Genomic DNA, 21,957 nt, shown 5'->3' with positions numbered 1-21,957 from the left:
TGTTGTCATGCAAATTTTAATGAACTGCGAATTCGACAAGTGACGCGCGCCGCGAATACCTCCGCGTCCTCTGAGGTTTCCTCTGTATTCTTTGCGATTCATATTTCCGGTTGAAAGTAACCGCAGAGAACCCAGAGGCTTTCACAGAGGTCGCAGAGAATTTTATTTCAGCGATTATTTTTCGACATTGAACTCGCAGCAGGTCGTTGCCATGACGGCTGGAAAAGCAAGCTTACACGCGACGGAAAATTTTGTCGCGGTCAATTTAACGAAATACGCCTGAAAAGGGATTGTGCGTATAGGTCAGGGCAAATTTTTCATCCTGTTTGAAATGGCGTTTGATAGTTTCGGCAGGGTTAAAAAACCATTCGCCCAGAGGTCTCTCGCGTTCACTGCTATCGAACCAACCCCAGGGCGGTCGCGCCATGTTTTCTGCGCCGACTTTACCTGAAAACGCCGAACCGAGTTTATTCAACTCCACGGATTTTTCATCCGCTTTGGTTTCGTTCAACGACTTGACCAGCTTTACACCTTGGTATTCCTGCGCTTCGCCAAACGTCTCGTTGGGCGTATTCTGTGCGCGACTCCAGAGCGTGCTGTAAAGCGGCAGCAAATCATACCCGACAGCCGGACTATTTTTTTCTTCGGGGTTTTCGGATTCGCCGGTGAAGGAATAGAGCAAATATTTTTTCTCAACGACCTCTTTCTCTTTGCCTGTGTAAGCCGCCATGCCGTGACCTTTGGCTTCGATGAACAATCGCGGGCGCTTGCCTTCAAATTGAATTGTCTGTACGCCTTTGAGATTTTTTGTGTCCGGCGCATACTTCAAAAACTTGTTATGCGCGAGGGTTTCAACATAAGCGACGCGGGATTTTTTCGGTTTGTTGAGATTTTTTTCCACCACGACCAGACAGCCTTCCATGTCGTTTTCGTGCGCCAGGACTGCTTCATCAAGTTTGCCGGTGGGGTCATACTGAGTGCCGATTTTCGCGCCTTCGCGAATCATTTCGCTCAAAATCATGCCGCGCCGTTCACCGCCTTTGTAATCGCGTGGATGAAAGACCGCGTAGTGAATGAAGTAATGGGTAGCGGTTTCGCTCACCGCGAAATAGATGAACGCCTTCATCGCAAATTCCGCTTTACCGGCATTCGCCCAGTTGTTGTCGCCGCGCCAGTCGCCATCGAAGTCAAAATTGGTGAGGTAATCGAAACGCTTTTCGGCATAGGCTTGATAAAAATCGGGCGCGTAGATTGCGGCAATGTCGCGGTCTGCGGTTTCGCTTTGATAGGTGAATGCCGCAGGTGCGGTTTGCTTTTCGGATTGTTTTTGCGCCTGGTTTTTGCCGGAGGCATCCGGCGCAAGCGGCGATTTATCGGTTGATGATTGCTTTGAAAAAAGCGAAACCGTAAGCGAAAGCAAGGTTATAAAAATTGCTAAACAACGGCTCGCCTTTTTCACCATCAATCACTCCGGAAATTGATTTTCGTGCAGCTTTTCGTTGAACGGGTTTATTGCGACTGCTCGGTTTTTTTGAGCTTATTGATAAACTGTTTGCGAAACTTCAAAACCTTCGGCTCGATGACGATGCGACAATAACCTTTTTCAGGATTGCGCTCGTAATAATTCTGGTGATATTCCTCGGCTTTATAAAATGCGTTGAAGGGTTCAAGTTTGGTGACAATCGGGTTTGGGTAAAGCTTCTGCGCGGTGAAATCTTTGATGACCTCTTCGGCAATTTTTTTCTGTTCCTTTGAATGGTAAAAAACTGCTGAACGATATTGCGTGCCGATGTCTGCGCCCTGCCGGTCTAAAGTCGTCGGGTCGTGGGTGACAAAGAAAACTTCAAGAAGTTCCTTGAATGAAACGACTGTCGGGTCAAAGGTGATTTGAATGACTTCGGCATGTCCGGTCGTCCCGCTTGAAACCTGTTCATAGGTCGGATTTTTAACCGAGCCGCCCGAATAGCCCGATTCCACCCGCTCGACGCCGCGCAGTTCTTTAAAGATTGCTTCGGTGCACCAGAAACAGCCGCCCGCAAGGGTGGCGACCTGTTTGCCTTCTGCGGTTGCAGTGGTTTCACTGGTTGCGGCTTTGGTTGATTCTTTGCCTTCTGAGGTTGAAGATTGCGCGGCGGCGCAACTGATTTGCGCGGCTACAAAAAGCGGCAGGATTAAAAAGCTAAAAAATAATTTACGCATGGCGTTCTCCTGATTTTTCTCGGAAATTTTGCCTCATAGAATTCGCGCTGGCAATCTTGAGAATAAATCATTCGGTTGGGCTTTATATTCCAGGGGATTTCACAGGTGTCGCTAAAAGCGCAAGCGCACAGTTGCGAAAGGCGATAATTTATCCTCGGATTCAGCGGATGAAACGGATTTGCAGGATTGGTTTTTCTCAGTCAAGCTCCCAATCCGCGAAGTAAATTTTCCCATTCAGGCAAGAACGATTTCTTCTATAAAAACCAATTGATTCGCTCATTCAGTGGAAACGAAGTTTTGAAAGAAATGCCTGCTCAATCGCTTGCCGGGGTATTTGCAACATTATCTTTGGCGGGGACCCGTTCAACAATCGCCCAGCGAAACCAGCGACACTGGCTGCACCAACCGAGCAGGCGTTTACCTTTTGAAGCTGCGCCCGCGCGGTAGCCGCCGAGTTCCGCGTAGGTTTTAGCGCGTCCACATTTTGGACAACGCAATTGCCACTCCTGGCTTTCATCTCTCATGGTCTGTGCCTCCCTGTGAATTCGTCGCAGAGAAGATAGACCAATAAACCCGCCGGTTCAACGTTCAGGCTTTGGGATGACGTTTAAAAAAACTGATAATCGCCGGCAAGGTCTCTTGAGGAAATTCGTGCCCGCCGGGATGCAGGTAGGTGACAAGCTCTGTGCCATTCGTGCCGGGTTCTGTGGTCATCAAACCTTCGGTTTTGGCTTTTGTTGAGTCGGTCTTTAACACTTTGCGAACCACATCCATGCTGCGTTTTTGTCCTTCAAAGGGCACCAGCGGGTCACGCTCCCCGGCAATCATGAAGATGGATTTCGGCACCGCGTTTTGAATCATCAAGCCGCCCTGCCCGGCTACGGAACAAATGGCGGCAAGTTGTTCGCCGCGCATCTTCCACAAGACATTGACGAACCGCCCGCCGTTTGAATGCCCCATCACATAAATGCGATTCATATCAATCCGGTAAGCTTTTTGCAGTCCGGCAAGCATGGCGTCAAAAAATTTCACATCGCGGTCGCCGAGTTCACCGGGATTTTTTTGCCAGCCGGTTTTTTTGCCTTCCGGGTCGGTAATGCCTTGCACGCCCGTGAGTCCTTGCGGATAAACACACACCGCTTCACGCCAGAGGGTGTTTAGCTGGTAGCGACGGTCAATGTTGCGTGAATTGCCGCCGTGTCCGTGAAAGAAAAACACCACCGGCACGCCCGCTTTCGGCGCGGCTTCCGTATTGGCGTAGATAATCGCGGTTCGTTCGACGCCATCAACCGTGAAGGTCTTATTTTGACCGCCTTCGTTGAATCTGAATGCGTGCGCTCCGGATTTGAATTTGATGGTTAAACCGACGGCGATAACCGAAAGTAGAGTGACAATAAACGCGGCTCTCATCAATCGCATAAATATCTCCTGAAATCAGTTTCAAGGTTTTGATTTGAATGCGACCGAAAAAGTCTTAAAAAGTATCGGGCAAGGTAAAAGTTCAAGAAGGAACAACAACCAGGCTGGTGTAGGTGAATAAAAGCTATTTCACGCCAAAACGCAAAGAAAGGCGCGGGAGGCGCTGCGGGGATTAGCCTGTGGCTTTACCACAGGCTAATCCCCTTTTTGAACAACCGACAACCTGGATTAAATCAAACTGTCAATCGGCGTGTATTCGATGCCTTGATCAATGGCGACAGCTTCGTAAACGCATTTGCCTTTAAAAGTATTGACGCCGCGTTTGAGATGCGGGTCGCGTTTGATGGCTTCAACCACACCGAGATTGGCAAGCTTCACGGCAAACGGCATGGTCACATTCGTCAGCGCAAAGGTCGAGGTGCGCGGCACCGCGCCCGGCATATTCGCGACGCCGTAATGCAACACCCCGTCAACAAAGTAAGTCGGGTTGCTGTGGGTTGTGACTTTGGTAGTTTCGATGCAACCGCCCTGGTCAACCGCAACGTCAACAATCACCGAAGCCGTCGGCATGGTTTTAAGCATATCGCGGGTGACCAGTCGCGGAGCCGCCGCCCCCGGCACGAGAACGCCGCCGATAACCAAATCCGATTGCGCTACCGATGCGGCAATGGTGTAAGGATTGGAAGCCAGCGTGCGAATGCGGCTTCCGAAAATATCATCAAGGTAGCGCAATCGGTCGAGGTCGCGGTCAATCAGCGTGACGGCTGCGCCAAGTCCCACTGCCATCTTGCAGGCGTTGGTGCCGACCACGCCGCCGCCCAAGATGGTCACCTGCGCCGGTTCAACTCCGGGAACGCCGCCCATCAATACGCCGCGTCCGCCGTTGACTTTTTCTAGATAATACGCGCCGATTTGCACAGCCATACGACCTGCGACTTCGCTCATCGGGGTCAACAGTGGCAGATGACCTTTGTCGTTGGTGACGGTTTCATAAGCGACGCCGATGGTGCCGCTATCAAGTAATGCTTTGGTGAGTTCACGCGCGGGAGCCAGATGCAAGTAAGTAAAAAGCAAAAGATTTTCACGCAAAAAACCGTATTCCGCAGGGATCGGTTCTTTGACCTTGACGACCATATCGACGTCCCAGGCTTCGGCGGCGGGGTCAACCAGGTGCCCGCCCGCTTGCGCGTATTCGGCGTCGGTGATGCCCGAACCTTCGCCTGCGGATTTCTGCACCAGGACAGCGTGTCCGGCGTCGGTGAGGGCTTTGACCCCGGCAGGCGTGAGTCCGACGCGATTTTCATTATCTTTCACTTCCTTTGGTAGTCCGATTTTCATTCGTAAGTCTCCAGATTTATTTTGTAATAAGGCTGATTTATGAGTTTCGATTTTACGATGTTTTGCAGGAATAACGAAACGGCGCGGAGAGATTTTTATAAGTTGAAGCCCGTTGCATGGTGAAGGGGGGTTTCTATTTCAATCGCGCAGCACTTGAGTCACTTCAGAAATGTCAACGCGCTTATTGCCTTCGATTTGATAAACCGCGTTCAGGCTTTTTGCCAATTCGGTTTCACGAAATGCCTGCATTGCGCTACGGACTTCCAGACCTAAGTTGAATAAGCAGGAAGTCCGTAGTCCGTAGTCCATAGTCCATAGTTATTTCATCATCACAATCTTTCGTTTACGGCAAAAAACTCAAAAACAAAGGCTACGGACTACGGACTACGAACTAATTCACTGGTTATCAATCTGGGCGCGTTGCAATTTGCCCGAATAATCGACGTAAACGGCTTTCCACTCGGAGAAAATATCCAAGACCTGTAAGCCGCCTTCGCGATGACCGTTGCCGGTGGCTTTCACGCCGCCAAACGGCAAGTGAACTTCTGCGCCGATGGTCGAAGCGTTGACATAAAAAATTCCGGTCTGCAAATCTTCCATTGCCTGGTAAGCGCGATTGACATCACGCGTGTAAATCGAAGCCGAAAGCCCATATTTCACGCTGTTGGCAATGGTGACGGCGTCTTGCAAATCTTTGCATTCGATAATCGAAAGCACGGGTCCGAAAATCTCTTCCTGGGCGATGCGCATCGCAGGCTTGACGCCGCCAAATATGGTCGGCTCGATGAAATAACCGTATTTCAACTCGCCTTTGGTGGCGCGATTGCCGCCACACAAGAGTTTAGCGCGGTCTGCGGTTTTGCCGATTTCGATGTAGCCGAGAATTTTATTCATCGCCTCTTCGTTGATGACCGGACCGACATCGGTTTTATTGCCGAGTCCATTGCCGAGTCGCAAAGTTTTTGCGCCTTCGACTAACATCTGGGTGAATTTTTTGGCGACCCGTTTATGCACTACGACGCGCGAGGCTGCGGTGCAACGTTGACCCGAAGTGCCAAACGCGCCCCACAAAACGCCTTCAACCGCGAGTTCAAGGTCGGCGTCTTCCATCACCATCACGACATTTTTGCCGCCCATCTCAAGCGAGCAAATCTTGTCGGTTTGCGCGGCGGCGGTTGCCACAATGCGCCCGGTGTCGGTTGAACCCGTAAACGAAATCAAGCGCACATCGGGGTGATTGGTAAGCGCCGCGCCTGCCGCTTCGCCGTAACCGGAAACGATGTTGACGACGCCTGCGGGAACGCCTGCTTCAATTAAGGCTTCGACGAAATTATAGGTCGAAAGCGGCGTGTCTTCTGCGGGTTTGATGACCACGGTATTGCCGCAAATGAGCGCCGGTAAAATTTTCCACGACGGAATTGCCATTGGAAAATTCCACGGCGTAATCAGTCCGCAAACGCCTATGGGTTCGCGCACGCACATCGCGGTTTTGTTCGGCAGTTCCGCTTTCGTGGTGTACCCGTGCAGGCGGCGACCTTCACCGGCGATGAAGTAAGTCATATCGATGGCTTCCTGCACATCGCCGCTGGTCTCTTTAAGAACTTTGCCCATTTCGCGGGTCATAGCGCGGGCGAATTCATCTTTGCGACGGATTAAAATTTCACCGGCTTTGAAAAGAATTTCGGCGCGACGCGGCGCAGGAGTTTTGCGCCATATTTGAAAAGCGGCTTTGGCGGCGGCGACCGCCTGATTGACGTCTTCGGCGTTTGAAGCCGGAAAACGCCCGACGAGTTCGCGCGTATCTGCGGGGTTGCGGTTTTCAAGGTACTCACCGGAAGCGGGGGCGACCCACTTGCCGTTTATAAAATTGCATTCATGTTTTATTTTTGCTGCTGGCTTTGCCATTTAAATTTTCCCTCCGATATAGCTTTAGAAAAAGTAGGTAAAAATAGGGCGCTCGCTGACGCGGGCGGTTTATGACACATAAAACAACTGGATTTGTCGGGCGGACGACCCTTCTTCGGATGGTGTTCCGGCATCGGTTTGACGTTGGAATCCGGCGCGTGACACGGAAGACATGAAGCCGGTTCGGTTTTGTCGGTGATGCCTGCGTGTTCAGTAATCGCCGTCAGCGGTTTGGCTTTTCGTCCGATGTAAGACAGATAAACGAAAATGCCGATGATGACAATCGCGCCGATGATGAAATAAAGGTCTTTTTTTTTCATAAAAACCCGTGTGTGAAGAGCAGGTTTATTGATATGCGAGAGTAACAAAAAGGCTCACAAAAGGCAAAAGCTGCAATTGCGGATTGCGAATTGCGGATTTTATCTTGTAAGTTGGTTGATTCAATCAACGGTTTTTACAGGGCACTCAGCAACCGCCAAAAGCGGAAGCAAAAAATCGTGCTACAATGACGATGGCTTTCGTCTTTGGCGAATCTCCGGTTCAAGGAGGCTTTATGGTTCAGGAATTAAAAGTTGCATCATCCAAGAATCTGCCAACCGTCGTTTCTCCGCTCAAGATGACTTATGAAGAATTTTTGCAATGGGCGGATGATAAACAACATGTTGAATGGGTAAACGGCGAGGTGGTGTTTATGGGAACAGTTTCAAGTTTGCATCAAATCATTGGGAGTTTTCTGATTGCATTATTTCGTATCTGGGTTGAAACGAAAAATCTGGGAGAGATTCGTTACGACCCCTTCAATATGAAAACTGCGCCGCATTTGAATGGTCGCTCACCCGACATTCTGTTTGTTGCTAAAGAAAATCTCGCGCGACTCAAAAAGAATTATCTCGAAGGACCTGCCGATTTGGTGGTTGAAATCATCAGCCCCGAAAGTCGCGTGCGTGATCGCGGCGAAAAATTTTACGAGTACGAAGAAGGCGGCGTGCGCGAATATTGGTTGATTGACCCGATGCGCAAAAAAGCCGAGTTTTATTGTCTGGGGGAAGATAAAACCTACGAAGCCATAACCCCGGATGAAACCGGCGTCTATCACAGTCGCACGCTTGCAGGATTAACTTTGAAAGTCGATTGGTTGTGGCAAGAGAGCTTGCCCCCGATTCTCGATGTCGTGAAAACCTGGGGATTGATTTAATCTTACCGACTAAAAAAACGAAACGGGTATTGAAAAGAGAAAATGATTGTCATGAAATTTGGCGGCACTTCTGTGCAGGATGCCGCAGCGATTAACCAAACCACTGAAATTGTTAAGAGCAAACTTTCGCAAAAACCCGTAGTCGTGGTGTCGGCGATGTCGCGGGTCACCGACGCGCTACTCAAGATTGCTCATACCGCCCAGTCTCGGCGTTATGATGAAGCGCGCGTCGTTATCGATGACCTGCTCACGAGACATCTGGCAACCGCGCGTGAACTTTTATCGTCGGCAGGTTCCGCCAATCTGCTCGAATACGTTGAACAAAACATTCATAAATATTTTTCCGAACTCGATAACCTGGCGCATTCGGTTGCCACGCTTGGCGAACTGACGCCGCGCAGTCAGGACGCGATTGTGTCGTTCGGCGAACGCCTGTCATCGCTCATCATCAGCGCCGCCTTTCAGGCAAACGGCATTCACGCGGAACTCGTCGATTCGCGCAGTTTCGTCATCACCGACGATAAATTCACCAGCGCCGCGCCGCGTCTGGAAGCCACAGAGATGCGCACACGCGCGGCGCTCGCCCACATCATCGAAAGCGGTCGCGTTCCCGTAGCGCAAGGGTTCATCGGTTCAACGACAGACGGCATCACAACCACCATCGGACGCGGCGGCAGCGATTATTCGGCGGCGATTATCGGCGCGGCGCTCGCTGCCGATGCCATCGAAATCTGGACAGATGTTGACGGGCTTCTGACCTCAGACCCGCGAGTCGTTAGCGATGTGCGGCGCATTCGCGTCATTTCATTTGAAGAAGCCGCCGAGCTTTCTTATTTCGGCGCAAAAGTCTTGCATCCGAGTACGGTTTTGCCCGCGGTTGAAAAAGGCATTCCGGTGCATATCTTCAACACCAAAAATCCGAGTTGTGAAGGCACGGTGATTTTAGCCGAGTCGCCGCCGTCAAAAAATTCCATCAAGGCGATTGCTTTTAAACGCAAGGTCACGGTGGTCAATGTCAATTCGACGCGAATGCTGATGGCGCATGGTTTTTTGCGCGCCCTGTTTGAAGTCTTTGAACGCCATCAAACTTCGGTTGACGTGGTCACGACTTCTGAAGTTTCGGTTTCGATGACCCTCGACAGCACCGAACGCCTTGAAGCCATCAAAGCGGATTTGCGCGGCTACGGCGAACTGAGCATAGAAACCCATAAAGCGATTGTTTGTGTCGTCGGTGACAATTTGAAATTCAAACCGGGGGTCGCCGGAAAATTGTTCAGCGCCTTGGGCGACGTCAACATTCACATGATTAGCCAGGGGGCGTCGGAAATTAATTTGACCTTCGTGATAGAAGACCGCGATGTCGAACAGGTTGCGCGCAAATTGCACAGCGAATTTTTCACCGAAATCGATCCCGCCGTATTTGCTTAAACAACTTTAGCAGCGTAAGGCAGATGCTTTGCGCTGCTAAATTTTTAGCAGCCATCCGGCATATCAATTTTCATTTCACCAGCCTTTTGGTTTTTACATTTCCGAATCGAAAAAATATTCGGAGAATTTTTTCAGGCTATTGCGCCGGAAATTGAATGGGAGTATTATCGCCTCCGCGTCAAACTTGTTTCTCAAGATAGCGTCACCAAAAGAGAAGCAAAACCATTAACCTATCTGCAAAATCAAACAACCTCACCTTTTTCGTTTAACCGAAGAAGCTTTCCTCACCTGTTTCTTCACAGACATTCTTAAAGGAGGAAACCTGAAGATGAGAACCCTAAAAATATCCCTTCTCGTCTCTTTTTTTGTGCTATTCACCTTTTCCATCGTATCGACACAGCCGGTTGAGAGTCAGTCGGCAACCGAAGCGCCAAGCGGTTTCGATAACTTAACCAATGGGCTGGTAGACCAGGCGACCTTTGACGCAGATAAAGAAGTCTTTGACGAGCGTGAATCGATTGCCGAAGGGCTGGGTCCGGTTTACAACGCTCAAGCCTGTGGCGAATGCCATCAAAACCCTGTGACCGGTGGCATCAGCCAGATTACCGAACTGCGGGCAGGACATTACAACGGCTCGATTTTCATTGACCATCCCGGCGGTTCGCTCATCAATGACCGCGCCATCAATGCCGATATTCAAGAACGTGTGCTTGGCGGCAATGAAGTGCGCACCTTTCGCACCTCGCTAAACACTCTGGGCGATGGTTACATTGAATGTATAGACAGTAACACTCTGGTGGCGATTGCCAACAATCAACCGCCGGGGATGCGCGGGCAATTCATTCAAGTGCCGGTGCTCGAAGCCCCAGGCAACAATCGCGGCGGGCGGTTCGGCTGGAAAAATCAACATGCCAGTCTGGTTTCGTTTTCTGCCGATGCTTATTTGAATGAAATGGGTATCACCAGCCCATTGCAGCCAACCGAAAATACTTCCAATGGCAACTCGATTGCAGCATATGATACGGTGGCTGACCCCGAAGATGATGGCGAAGACATCGAAATTTTCGCGCGTTTCATGCGCGCCACCAAAGCCCCGGCGCGCGGTCCCGGCGCGGAAAATTCGAGCAGTCCCGACCCCGACATCGTTGCCGGTTCCAACCTTTTCAATCAAGTGGGCTGCAACATCTGTCACGTTCGCACCATCACTACCTCACCTGTCGGCACGGTTATTAACGGTGGCGCGTTTACGGTTCCTGCGGCGCTTGGCAACAAAATCATTCACCCGTTCAGCGATTTTCTGCTCCACAATGTCGGCACAGGCGATGGCATTGTGCAAAATGGCGGACAATCAACCCGCAACAAAGTGCGCACGCCGCCGCTCTGGGGCATGCGCAGTCGCAACCGCCTGATGCACGATGGCGAAACCGTCAACCGCAACGAAGCCATTTTGCGTCACGCGGGCGAAGCGAATAATGTCATCTCGAATTACAACGCGCTCTCGAATACGCAGAAAAACCGGCTGATCAAATTTCTCAATTCACTCTAAACTTTGCGACGCTGCATTCATTCGGTTGAATGCATAATGATCAGCTATAACCGAAGCATCCTCGAACGGCATGCATCGGGGATGCTTCGCCACCCGCCCTCACTTTCTACAAAGGAGAACGCCATGTCAGCTAAACAAAGCTATGCGATATTTTTGCGTCTGAGTGTCCTTTTGAGTGTGTTTATTTTGCTAGGTGGTTGCGCCAAACCTGAAACCACGACACGCGAAGTTCCCGTCGAAATTGCTCAACCGGTGTTACCGGCAGCCGAACCTCAGCCGATTGATTTAACTTTGAAACTGCCACCGCCTACTCCGACTGAATTACAACAGGCAGTCAACCGCCTCTATAAAGACACGGTGATGATTGAAGCCCATCAATTCCTGGTTGGCGATTTCAACGGCGACCATTCCCAAGACCTCGCGGTTATCGTCAAACCGGCTGCGGGTAAACACCAAGAACTGAGTAGCGAGGTTGCCAATTGGATTCTGGAAGACCCGCAAAACATCCCGCTGCCAGACCCGACAAAACCCGTTCAACCTTTTCCGCCTGCCCCTGCCCCTGTGCGCGTCGAACCTGCGGACCGCTTGCTGGCGATTTTGCATGGATTCGGGCAAGAAGGCTGGCGCAGCCCTCAGGCGATTCAAACTTACCTGCTGAAAAATGCTGTGGGCAATCAAATGATGCTTCAAGACCCAAAAGCTTTGATTAAAACTGCCCGGCGCATAAAAAGCTTTCCGCAGTTGCGCGGCGAGGTGATTCAACAAACGCTTGACGGCAAGCCCGGTTTTCTTTACTACACCGGCGCAAAATATGTCTGGAGGCGTTTGAATTCGCATTGAATTGACCAAGGTATTGTTAATTGACTCACTTTGACGCGGCGTGTATGCTTGAAGCGTTGATAACCGAATGTGGCGATTTAAGGTCGAATTGCTCCACTTAAAAAACTGCTAAACAGCCTGAGAGTTTTTAAGCCTCGCGTTCGTTTAGCGCGAGGCTTTTAATTTTTAAGTAAGGAGTGCTGAGGACTGAGTTGTAGGGACGATGAAGGATGAACAGATGAAGTCAAATTAGAAATCTTCCAGTTCATCGTTCCGCGTTCATCCTTCATCGTTTCTACAACTCAGTCCTCAGCACTCAGTTCTCAACCTTATGAAAGATTTTCGCAAAGCCGTTACCGATGACCGCGTTTATGTTTTTGATGGCGCAATGGGCACCATGATTTATTCGCGTGGCGTATACATCAACAAATGCTACGATGAATTGAACGTCGCGCAACCCGATTTAATTTTAGGGATTCACCGCGAATACATTAAAGCGGGCGCAGATATTATCGAAACCAACACTTTTGGCGCGACCCGCGTCAAGCTGCGACACTACGGACTCGAAGATAAAATCCGCGACATCAATCTCGCGGGTGTGCGCCTGGCGCGCGAAGCCGCCGGCGAACGGGCTTTTGTTGCCGGTGCGATTGGCCCTTTAGGTATTCGCATCGAGCCTTACGGAGCAACTTCAAACGAAGAGGCACAGGAACTCTTTCGCGAACAGGCGAGCGCCCTGCTTGAAGGCGGCGTCGATTTATTCATTCTCGAAACCTTTTCCGACATTGCCGAAATCCAACAAGCCATCAAAGCCGTGCGGTCGCTTTGCGATTTGCCCATCGTTGCGCAGATGACCATTCAAAACGATGGCAACACCAGTTACGGCACGTCGCCTGAACTCTTCACGCAACGATTGGATGAATGGGGCGCGGACGTTATCGGTTTGAATTGTTCGGTCGGTCCCCACGCCATGCTTGACGCGCTGGAAAAGATGCGCGAAGTCACCGACCGCAAATTGTCTGCGCAACCCAACGGCGGACTTCCCCGTCAATACGAAGGGCGTTTGATGTACATGGCGTCACCCGATTACATGGCGAAATACGCCAAGCGACTCATTCAATCGGGCGCGAAATTTATCGGCGGTTGTTGCGGCACGACGCCCAAACATATCAAAGAAATTGCCAACGCCGTCGCCGCCATGTCGCCCGGTCGCACGACGGTTCATGTGCTTTCACACGATGATAAACCCGCAGATGTGAAGGTCACGCCGCGCGCCGAAAAATCACAGTTTGCCCGCAGCATTTGCCAAGGTAAATTCGTCACTTCGGTTGAAATCGTGCCGCCCAAAGGCAGCGATCCGTCGAAGATGCTGGAAAGCGTTAAGCTTTTAAAAGACGCGGGCGTCAGTGCCGTCAATGTCCCTGATGGTCCGCGCGCCCAATCACGCATGGGGGCGCTGGCGGTTTCGACTTTGATTGAACAGCGCGTCGGCATGGAAGCCGTCGTGCATTATTGTTGTCGCGATAGAAACCTGCTCGGTATGACAAGCGATTTGCTCGGCGCAGCGGGACTCGGACTTAAAAACCTGTTAATCATCACCGGCGACCCGCCTAAGATGGGACCTTACCCGGAAGCCACTGCCGTGTTTGATATTGATTCCATCGGTCTGGTGAATATGGTCAATCGTTTGAATCACGGTTTGGATATTGGCGGCAACCCGATTGGCAGTCCGACCTCTTTTTTTATGGGCGTCGGCGTCAACCCTTGCGCGGTAGATTTGGAGTATGAACTGCGGCGGTTTGAATGGAAGGTCGAAGCGGGCGCGGAATTTGCCATCACCCAACCGACCTTTGATGTTGAACAACTCAAGAATTTCTTAAAACGCATCGAGCACTGCCGGATTCCGGTGATTGCAGGCATCTGGCCGCTGGTGAGTTATCGCAATGCCGAATTTTTGGCAAACGAAGTGCCGGGCGTCGTGGTGCCCGAAGCGATTTTAAAACGCATGGCGAAAGTGACAGACAAAGATGCTGCCCGCGAAGAAGGCTTGGCGATTGCCCGCGAAACGCTTACGGAAGTGCGCGACCTGGTGCAAGGCGTACAGGTCTCTGCGCCCTTCGGCAATGTGAAATATGCGCTTGATGTGTTTTCGGTTTTATAATCAAACAGTCTGGAGTCGGGTGTCTGGAGTCTGGAGTCCAAGCAAGAAAATATGAGCGATGGAGGATGAACAGAGTTGCTATCCGCCAAGTTCAGCGTTCATACTTCATCCTTCATCGCTCTTCTTCTGACGCCAGACTCCAGACTCCAGACTGGTTTTGAGGTTTTATGAAAAAACGATATTTGACATTTATTTTTCTATTTTTATTTTTTGCGTCGTCGGCTGAGGCGCAAGATGCGGTAAACATCAAACAGCTTCAAGGCTATCTCGATAAAATCGGTTTGAAATATGTGGTGCATCCGAAAAATGACAACACCCTGGTGGTCACCACGCGCGAGAATGAAGCGGCGGAACGGCTCGACCTTTATGTTGAAATTCGCAAAGACTTGACGGTAATTTTAACTGTCTATGCAAAATCCAAAGGCAGATATTTCAACCTGTCGCGAGTCGCTGACAAGGAAAAACTTTTTCAAAAATTACTCGAAGAAAATTACGCGGGATTCACAACTTTTTTTGTTGACCGGCAAGGCGACATCGGCACACGCTTCACGTTTACCAGCGAAAACGGCATCGGCTATGAAGCCTTCAATGCCGCTGTCAACGAAGTGTTGAGAATTGCCGACCAGTTCACGCCGAAAATGGAAACCTATATGCAGAAACCCGAAGCCGATAAGTCCGGAGATAAATCCGATAAGGATAAAGCGGCGAAAGATACGCCGAAAATCAAGAATTAATTTTTATACCTGGCATAAGCGCATCGTCTTGGGTGCGCGATAAAACGACGAAGAGGGAATTGTAATGAACAGGAAAATAATTTATGCGGTGCTGGTTATTCTCACGCTGTTTGCCGTTCAAGCCGCCGCGCAGGTCGAAATCACTCAAACCCAGATTGATCGACCCAAGCCCAAAGCCGCGCCGCCAAAACCCAAAACCTTGATTGAGCAGGTCAAAGAGTTGGTCGCAAAAGCCGGAGCGACGGTCGATGAATCGAAAAGCAGCCCGGCGATGGTGGTTTCAAATTACCTTGACCCCAAGACCAGTCTCAAAACCAACATCGTCATTTTACAAAGCAAAAATAAGACGCTGCTCAGTTTTTATATTTATAATTTCGGCAATGTCCGCGACCTTCCCAACAAAGATGAGGTCTATCGTTATCTGCTTTCGACCAACGATAAAATTTCTATCGGTTCGTTTTTCGTCGATGATGAAGATGACATCGGTTACAAATACATCATCAATGTCGGCACGACGATTACCAAAAGCGCGTTCGATACGATTTATCTTTCAATGCTCGCGACCGAACGCGAACATAAACCGGAGATTCGCAAACTCCTGGGGCTTGAACCCGATAAACCTTTAGACCCCAAGAAAGCCGCCGAAGATAAACCGCCGACTCGATAAGAAGGCAAAAGTTAAAAGGCAAAAATATTTCAATAGTCTATTGCCTATAGCAATTTTGGCTATTGGAAATTTTGAGTTGCCTAAAGAGAAGCGATTGACATGACCGGACGAAGATTTATTTTAAGTTTAATCACCACGCCGATGATTGCGGCAGTCCTGGTATTTTCAGCAAGCGTTTATCGTGATGAACAAAGCTGGGTTGGCAGCAGTTCATCGCCGATGCTGCGGCTCTTTTTGTTTGCCCTCATCGCCCAACTGTTCATTGCTGTGCCCTGTCTAACGCTCATGCGTTATCGCGGCATCAGGCTGCTGACCGCATCGGTTTCGGGCGGCACACTTGCAGGGCTTATAAGCGGACTCATCGCACCGTTATTTGGGGTCTGGTCTTTTATCAACACGTTCTTTTTATTGCTAATTGTTGGCGCGTTTTCCGGGGTGATCTTCTGGTTCACCGCCTTCTGGAAATCGGGCTATGAAGTGCAAGAAGTTGATTAAACCATATCGCAACAGTGCATATTATGTTTAATATTGACCGGTCTTTGAATAACAAAAAAGCGGAATTGCTTGCTTACTTTAGAGAAAGAGCGAGTGAATCGCTTGACGAAATAAAACTCTCTTACGGCTCAACTCAGTTCAAAGAACGAGCGGCGGCGATAAACAAAGCTATCGTTGCAACAAAGGACAACATTCTCGCTGCGGTTATGCAAAAAGCCCTCGCTGAGAAGTGGAGTAATGATGCTATTTTGCGCTGCTGCCTGATGATCGCCTACTGTAGTTATGTGGTTATGATAGAGTCTCGCAATGATGTTTGGGCTTATGATTATATGGCGTTTTCACGCAGAATCGGCGAATTATGGGAGCCTTTTTGCAAACTTTGCTTTCAGCATCCTTTGAAGAAACTCACCTTATTTATTCCGCCTCTTTTCTCAGAAGTGAAGCAAAGCCTTACCGATGAAATAGAAAACTATATTGATGCTTTGGGGCTATCTCCTGATCAAAAATCACAGTTAAAAAAATACTACGCTAAAGTTTGGGGCTTAGTTGATTCAGGGGAAATAAAGCTGGAATCGGATTTACATTTTGAGCAACGGAGAGAAAAATTCATTATTGATTTCAAAAGTGGGTTCGGCTCAAATGAAAAAGGCAATACCAACCGGTTGTTATTAGTCGCAACCATCTACAAAAATCTGGAAGCGCGCTATCGTTGCCTGCTTTTGGTGAGAGCCGCAGAAGACACGAATAATCACTACTTTCAAACTCTTAAACGCTCAGGTATTTGGGAAGCTTATTGCGGCGATGAGACCTACGGAGCGATCAAAAAACTCTCCGGCTTTGATTTGAAAGCTTGGATTGATAGCAATATAGATTGGGACAACGATTTACGAAGCGATACCTTTGAGCATCTCAGGAGACATCATCTCGATCAATATTTGAAATGGTAAAACCGAGTCAACAAATTTACCGACCGCACTATACGAAATCCGTTTCGATAGTCAGTTATATGGTCAAAAAACTTTCGCTCACAGGTAGCGTCAGGGTACTGGAACCCTGTGCTGGCGATGGGGTGTTTGTCGATGCCCTGCTCAACTCAGGCATCAATCTTTCACTGGACGCTTACGAACTTAATCCGCAAGCCGGTGAATCGCTTAAAGCAAAATATCAATTTCAAGAAAACATCAATGTAATCTGTGATGACACTCTCACCAGTCAAACCTTGATTTTGCTTACAAACCTTGGGAGGGGATATGATCGCATTATCGGTAATCCGCCTTACGGCGCGTGGCAAGACTTTGATAAACGCAAATATCTCAAAAAACTTTTCCCCAACCTGTATGTCAAAGAAACCTATGCACTCTTTTTGTATCGTTGTATTGAATTATTGCGCGAAACCGGGATTTTAGTTTTCATCATTCCCGATACCTTTTTGAATCTTCATCGTCATGCACAATTGCGGAAGTTTATTTTGCAGACAACTTGTATAAAGGAAATTTGTTTGTTTCCCTCGTCATTTTTTCCAAAGGTCAATTTCGGTTATTCAAATCTGTGCATCATCACCCTGGAAAAATGCAGAGATGAAAATAAACGAACTGATAATCGCTTCAAAGTCATTACCAATTTGAAAAATGTTGATGAATTGGCGCAGTCTGAGCATTCGTCCTCATTCGTTTTCAAGCAAAGCGACCTTCAAAACAATATTGATTACGCTTTGTTTATAGCCCACAGCGATAAAGTTTTGCGGTTAATAAATCAATGCCAAACTCGCGTCGGTGATGTTGCCGATTGCGTAACCGGATTTTATTCAGGTAATGATAAAAAATTTCTACGAACGCTTTCCGCGCAACATAAAAATGCTAAAAATTATGAAACGGTGCATCCCACCTCAGTTTTTCGTTCGTCAATCACCGACGAACAGCGATTCAATGGAATTGATGCGTCTGTCTGTTTTGTGCCGATTATGAAAGGCGGTGGTTTACGTTATTTCAAACCGGATTGCTGGTTTATGGATTGGCACGTCGAATCGGTTGCACACTTTAAGCAGGACAAGAAATCACGATTCCAGAATTCACAGTTTTATTTCAAGCGCGGCGTAGGCGTGCCGATGGTTTCATCATCGTCAATTAGCGCAGCATTAATTGACAATCAGTTATTCGACCAATCTATCGTCGGCGTTTTTCCGAAAGACGCACGATGGCTTTTTTATCTATTAGCCTTCTTCAATTCACCGACTTGTAATCAACTGATTCGTACCATTAACCCAACGACAAACAACTCGGCAAACTACATAAAAAAAATTCCGTTCATTGTGCCGCCCGAAGATATTTTGACTGCAATTAATGCGGCAGTAGAAATAATTTTGTTTGCTTTAAAGAACCATCACGAATATCCCAAAAATCATGAAGCAGAAATCAATAATTTGATTAAAGATCTATATGGTTTTTAAAACGGAGCATTAGCTAATGACCGATAGACAGTCACGAACCAAGTTACTCGAAGAAGTTTTAGCCGAGCGCATCCTGTTACTGGATGGCGCGACCGGCACGGCTATGCAAGCCTGTCACCTGCACGCCGAAGATTTTGGCGGCGCGCATCTCGAAGGCTGCAACGAAAATTTAGTCTTCACGCGCCCCGATGTGGTGCTCGGCATTCACCGCCAATATCTCGAAGTCGGCGCAGACATCATCGAAACCGACACCTTCGGCGGCACCTCCATCGTGCTTGCCGAATACAACCTGCAAGAGTTGACGTTTGAGCAGAACAAACGCGCCGCCGAACTCGCCTGTCAAGCCGCCGCCGAATATTCGACCGTAAGTAAACCGCGATTCGTCGCCGGTTCTATCGGTCCCACAACTAAAGCGATTTCACTTACCGGCGGCATTACCTTTGCTGAACTCTCCGCGGCATTTCACGACCAGGCGGCAGGACTCGTTGCCGGCGGCGCAGATATTTTGCTGGTCGAGACGATGATTGACACCCGCAATATCAAAGCCGCGCTCGTCGGCATTGAACGTTTATTTGATGAAATCGGTACGCGCGTTCCGGTGATGGTTTCGGCAACCGTTGAGTTGGTCGGGCAGGCAATGCTTGCCGGACAAACTGCCGAAGCCCTCGCCGTCTCAATGATGCATGCCGATCTCTTATCGCTGGGACTCAATTGCGCGACCGGACCCGAACACATGACGGATCATATCCGCAGTCTTGCAGAGATTAGTGAACATCGCATCTCGTGTTATCCGAACGCCGGCTTGCCTGATACGGTGACCGGCGAGTATCTGGAAACACCTACGGAATTCGCGTCAACCTTGGAACACTTTGTTGATAAAGGTTGGTTAAACCTGATTGGTGGATGTTGCGGCACCACTTACGAACACATTCGCACGCTCGCGCAAATGCTCGAAGGCAAACGCCCGCGCCTTCCGAAAAAAATTCATCGCACATTTTTTTCCGGCATGGACATCGTTGAGGCGAACGATGACAATCGCCCGCTGATAGTCGGCGAGCGCACCAACGAAGTCGGCTCGCGCAAATTCAAACGTCTCATCAGCGAAGAAAAATACGAAGAAGCCGCCGAAATCGGACGCCAGCAGGTCAAAGGCGGCGCGCACATCATCGATGTCAATTTGCAAAACGCCGACCGTGATGAACTCATAGATGTTGACCGCTTCTATGACAAATTGATGCGCATCGTCAAAGTGCCGATTATGATTGACACCACAGATGCGGTGGCAATCGAGCGCGCCCTCACTTTCTGTCAGGGCAAATCCATTATCAATTCCATCAACCTTGAAGACGGTTTGGAAAAATTTGAACTGGTGACGCCGCTGGCTCGCCGTTACGGCGCAGCTTTAGTTGTCGGTTGCATTGACGAAGACAAAGAACAGGCGCAAGCCATCACCCGCCATCGCAAACTGGAAATCGCTTTGCGTTCGCACAAACTTTTAACCGAAGATTTTGGCATTCGCCCGGAAGACATTCTCTTTGACCCGCTGGTATTTCCTTGCGCGACCGGCGACGCGAATTATATCGGCAGCGCCGTTGAAACCATCGAAGGCGTGCGATTAATCAAAGAAGCGTTGCCGCTTTGCAAAACCATTTTAGGCATCAGCAATGTGTCGTTTGGATTGCCGGATGCCGGACGCGAAGTTTTAAACTCGGTCTTTTTGTATCATTGCACCAAAGCCGGGCTTGACCTCGCCATCGTCAATTCGGAAAAACTTGAACGCTATGCTTCTATCCCTGAAGAAGAACGCCATCTCGCGGAAGACCTGTTGTGGAATCGCGGCGATGACCCGATTGCTGCGTTTGCCGCGCATTTTCGCAATAAGACTTCACGTGTGAAAGTCGCTGCATCGAATTTATCGCTTGATGAACGGCTCGCGAATTACATCATCGAAGGCACCAAAGACGGACTGATTGCTGATTTGGATTTGAAGTTACAGGAAGCCGCGCCGCTTGAGATTATCAACGGGGCGCTTATGCGCGGCATGGATGAGGTCGGACGACTGTTTAACGCCAACGAACTCATCGTCGCAGAAGTGTTGCAATCTGCCGAAGCCATGAAAGCCGCGGTGTCGCACCTTGAACAATTCATGGAAAAGAGCGACACCTCGTCGCGCGGCAAAGTCATCCTGGCAACCGTCAAAGGCGATGTTCACGACATTGGCAAAAATCTCGTGGACATCATTTTTTCAAATAACGGCTATCAGGTCATCAATCTCGGCATTAAAGTTTTGCCGGAGACGTTGATACTTGCGGCGCGTGAACATCGACCCGACGCCATAGGGCTTTCGGGTCTGCTCGTCAAATCGGCGCAACAGATGGTGGTCACCGCTGCGGATTTAAAAGACGCCGGCATTGAACTGCCGATGCTGGTTGGCGGCGCGGCGCTTTCCGATAAATTCACCCGCACGAAAATCGCTCCGGCTTATGACGGCACGGTCGCCTACGCGAAAGATGCGATGAGCGGGCTGGATATTTTAAATCGTTTGATGGATGCGGGAGCGCGCGCCCAACTGATTGCCGAATTGAACGCGCAGGCGAACGGCGCAACGGTGCAAACTTCACCAGCGGCAACCCTTGAAACCGAACAGCGCAGCGCGCGCGTTTCGCTTGATGTCGCTATCCCTGCGGTGCCCGATGTGGAGCGTCATATTTTACCGGTCACAGACCTTGATGAAATCTGGAGCTATATCAATCCGCAAATGCTCTACGGCAAACATCTGGGCTTTCGCGGGCGCTTCAAAGATATGCTGGCGGCGGGCGATAAGAAAGCCCTGGAGCTTGAAGAAAAAATCGAACGGGTGAAAGAAGAATGTCGCGCAGGGGCGATGCAGGTTCGTGTTTTGTGGCAATTTTTTGCAGCCGAGTCCAGCGGCAATCGCATTCACCTTTTCAGCGATAAAAATTCCGATATGCCGATTGAAACCTTTACTTTCCCACGGCAACGCAAAGATGACGGCTTGTGTTTGAGCGATTATGTTTTGCCGCTGGAAATTCATAACGGCGAAATCCGCCGCGACCACATCGCGATGTTTGTCACCACGGCAGGCAGCGGCATACGTGAACTTGCAGAAGCCGCCAAACAACAGGGCGAATATCTGCGCTCGTATGCCTTGCAGGCTTTAGCGATTGAAACCGCCGAAGCCGCCGCCGAATGGTTGCACGCGCGACTTCGCGCCGCGTGGGGATTTGCCGACAGCGAAGATTTGTCGCGCCAGAATCTTTTTCAGGCGCGTTATCGCGGCAAGCGTTATTCGTTCGGTTATCCGGCGTGCCCCGATTTGGAATCGCAGGCAGGGCTTTTCAAACTTCTCCACCCTGAAGACATCGGCGTCGAACTCACGGACGGATTTATGATGGAACCGGAAGCGAGCGTTTCGGCATTGGTCTTCCATCACCCGGACGCGACCTATTTTTCCGTAGGGGTTCAGGAGACAGCGGAAGCCTCGGCAGATTGATTTCTGTTATTTCCTGTACACAAAGTCAATAGACATCAAACTATTTCTGTCTTATTATTCCTGCCGTTGGTGGACGTAGTAGTCTCGACTA

Annotated in this window: 18 protein-coding genes; 11 read left to right on the top strand and 7 right to left on the bottom strand. The window is 49.6% G+C overall.

Features of this window, described 5'->3' with window-relative positions; translation table 11 throughout:
* Positions 1 to 265: 265 nt before the first annotated feature.
* The 7 genes from AB1757_04805 to AB1757_04775 form a co-directional block, all read right to left on the bottom strand.
* Positions 266 to 1,462, bottom strand: a complete 1,197-nt coding sequence (locus tag AB1757_04805) for a hypothetical protein (protein MEW6126363.1) — start codon at positions 1,460 to 1,462, stop codon at positions 266 to 268.
* A 47-nt stretch (positions 1,463 to 1,509) separates the two neighbouring features.
* On the bottom strand, positions 1,510 to 2,199 hold the full coding sequence (gene msrA / locus AB1757_04800; protein ID MEW6126362.1) for a peptide-methionine (S)-S-oxide reductase MsrA: 690 nt from the start codon (positions 2,197 to 2,199) through the stop codon (positions 1,510 to 1,512).
* 314 nt (positions 2,200 to 2,513) lie between these two features.
* Entirely contained in the window at positions 2,514 to 2,723 is a 210-nt protein-coding gene (locus AB1757_04795; GenBank protein MEW6126361.1) for a hypothetical protein, read from the bottom strand.
* Between the two features lie 64 nt (positions 2,724 to 2,787).
* Positions 2,788 to 3,618, bottom strand: coding sequence for an esterase (locus tag AB1757_04790; protein MEW6126360.1), 831 nt, complete (start codon positions 3,616 to 3,618; stop codon positions 2,788 to 2,790).
* 228 nt (positions 3,619 to 3,846) lie between these two features.
* Positions 3,847 to 4,956, bottom strand: a complete 1,110-nt coding sequence (ald, locus tag AB1757_04785) for an alanine dehydrogenase (protein ID MEW6126359.1) — start codon at positions 4,954 to 4,956, stop codon at positions 3,847 to 3,849.
* Positions 4,957 to 5,352: 396 nt separating this feature from the next.
* Positions 5,353 to 6,861, bottom strand: coding sequence for an aldehyde dehydrogenase family protein (locus AB1757_04780; protein MEW6126358.1), 1,509 nt, complete (start codon positions 6,859 to 6,861; stop codon positions 5,353 to 5,355).
* The gene (locus tag AB1757_04775) at positions 6,837 to 7,181 is read right to left on the bottom strand and encodes a hypothetical protein (GenBank protein ID MEW6126357.1); all 345 of its coding nucleotides are present in this window, start codon (positions 7,179 to 7,181) and stop codon (positions 6,837 to 6,839) included. Before AB1757_04775 ends, AB1757_04780 begins: the two co-directional genes overlap by 25 nt.
* Before the next feature lie 233 nt (positions 7,182 to 7,414).
* On the opposite strand from AB1757_04775, the gene AB1757_04770 reads away from it, so the two are divergent.
* The 11 genes from AB1757_04770 to metH all read left to right on the top strand — a co-directional run bounded on the left by AB1757_04770 (position 7,415) and on the right by metH (position 21,866).
* The gene (locus tag AB1757_04770) at positions 7,415 to 8,056 is read left to right on the top strand and encodes a Uma2 family endonuclease (protein MEW6126356.1); all 642 of its coding nucleotides are present in this window, start codon (positions 7,415 to 7,417) and stop codon (positions 8,054 to 8,056) included.
* Between the two features lie 42 nt (positions 8,057 to 8,098).
* Complete coding sequence (gene lysC, locus AB1757_04765; GenBank protein ID MEW6126355.1) at positions 8,099 to 9,484, top strand: lysine-sensitive aspartokinase 3; 1,386 nt, start codon at positions 8,099 to 8,101, stop codon at positions 9,482 to 9,484.
* Between the two features lie 328 nt (positions 9,485 to 9,812).
* Positions 9,813 to 11,030 (top strand): di-heme oxidoredictase family protein, encoded by a 1,218-nt coding sequence (locus AB1757_04760; protein ID MEW6126354.1) that lies wholly within the window; start codon positions 9,813 to 9,815, stop codon positions 11,028 to 11,030.
* Between the two features lie 123 nt (positions 11,031 to 11,153).
* Positions 11,154 to 11,870: a hypothetical protein gene (locus tag AB1757_04755; protein MEW6126353.1), complete on the top strand. Its 717-nt coding sequence runs from the start codon at positions 11,154 to 11,156 to the stop codon at positions 11,868 to 11,870.
* A 310-nt stretch (positions 11,871 to 12,180) separates the two neighbouring features.
* Positions 12,181 to 14,010 carry a bifunctional homocysteine S-methyltransferase/methylenetetrahydrofolate reductase gene (locus AB1757_04750; protein ID MEW6126352.1) on the top strand — a complete coding sequence of 610 codons (1,830 nt, stop codon included), beginning with the start codon at positions 12,181 to 12,183 and terminating at the stop codon, positions 14,008 to 14,010.
* Positions 14,011 to 14,177: 167 nt separating this feature from the next.
* Positions 14,178 to 14,744, top strand: coding sequence for a hypothetical protein (locus tag AB1757_04745; GenBank protein ID MEW6126351.1), 567 nt, complete (start codon positions 14,178 to 14,180; stop codon positions 14,742 to 14,744).
* 64 nt (positions 14,745 to 14,808) lie between these two features.
* Positions 14,809 to 15,411: a YbjN domain-containing protein gene (locus tag AB1757_04740; protein MEW6126350.1), complete on the top strand. Its 603-nt coding sequence runs from the start codon at positions 14,809 to 14,811 to the stop codon at positions 15,409 to 15,411.
* A 99-nt stretch (positions 15,412 to 15,510) separates the two neighbouring features.
* Positions 15,511 to 15,906, top strand: coding sequence for a hypothetical protein (locus AB1757_04735; protein MEW6126349.1), 396 nt, complete (start codon positions 15,511 to 15,513; stop codon positions 15,904 to 15,906).
* Positions 15,907 to 15,929: 23 nt separating this feature from the next.
* Positions 15,930 to 16,853: a hypothetical protein gene (locus AB1757_04730; GenBank protein ID MEW6126348.1), complete on the top strand. Its 924-nt coding sequence runs from the start codon at positions 15,930 to 15,932 to the stop codon at positions 16,851 to 16,853.
* A gap of 59 nt (positions 16,854 to 16,912) precedes the next feature.
* Positions 16,913 to 18,352, top strand: coding sequence for an Eco57I restriction-modification methylase domain-containing protein (locus AB1757_04725; GenBank protein ID MEW6126347.1), 1,440 nt, complete (start codon positions 16,913 to 16,915; stop codon positions 18,350 to 18,352).
* A gap of 16 nt (positions 18,353 to 18,368) precedes the next feature.
* Positions 18,369 to 21,866, top strand: coding sequence for a methionine synthase (gene metH / locus AB1757_04720; GenBank protein ID MEW6126346.1), 3,498 nt, complete (start codon positions 18,369 to 18,371; stop codon positions 21,864 to 21,866).
* Positions 21,867 to 21,957 lie beyond the last annotated feature (91 nt).

Source organism: Acidobacteriota bacterium (assembly GCA_040754075.1).
In the GTDB taxonomy this organism is placed as follows: Bacteria; Acidobacteriota; Blastocatellia; order UBA7656; family UBA7656; genus JBFMDH01.
The sequence above is the reverse complement of the archived record's forward strand: the minus strand, read 5'-3'. Positions and strand labels throughout refer to the sequence as shown.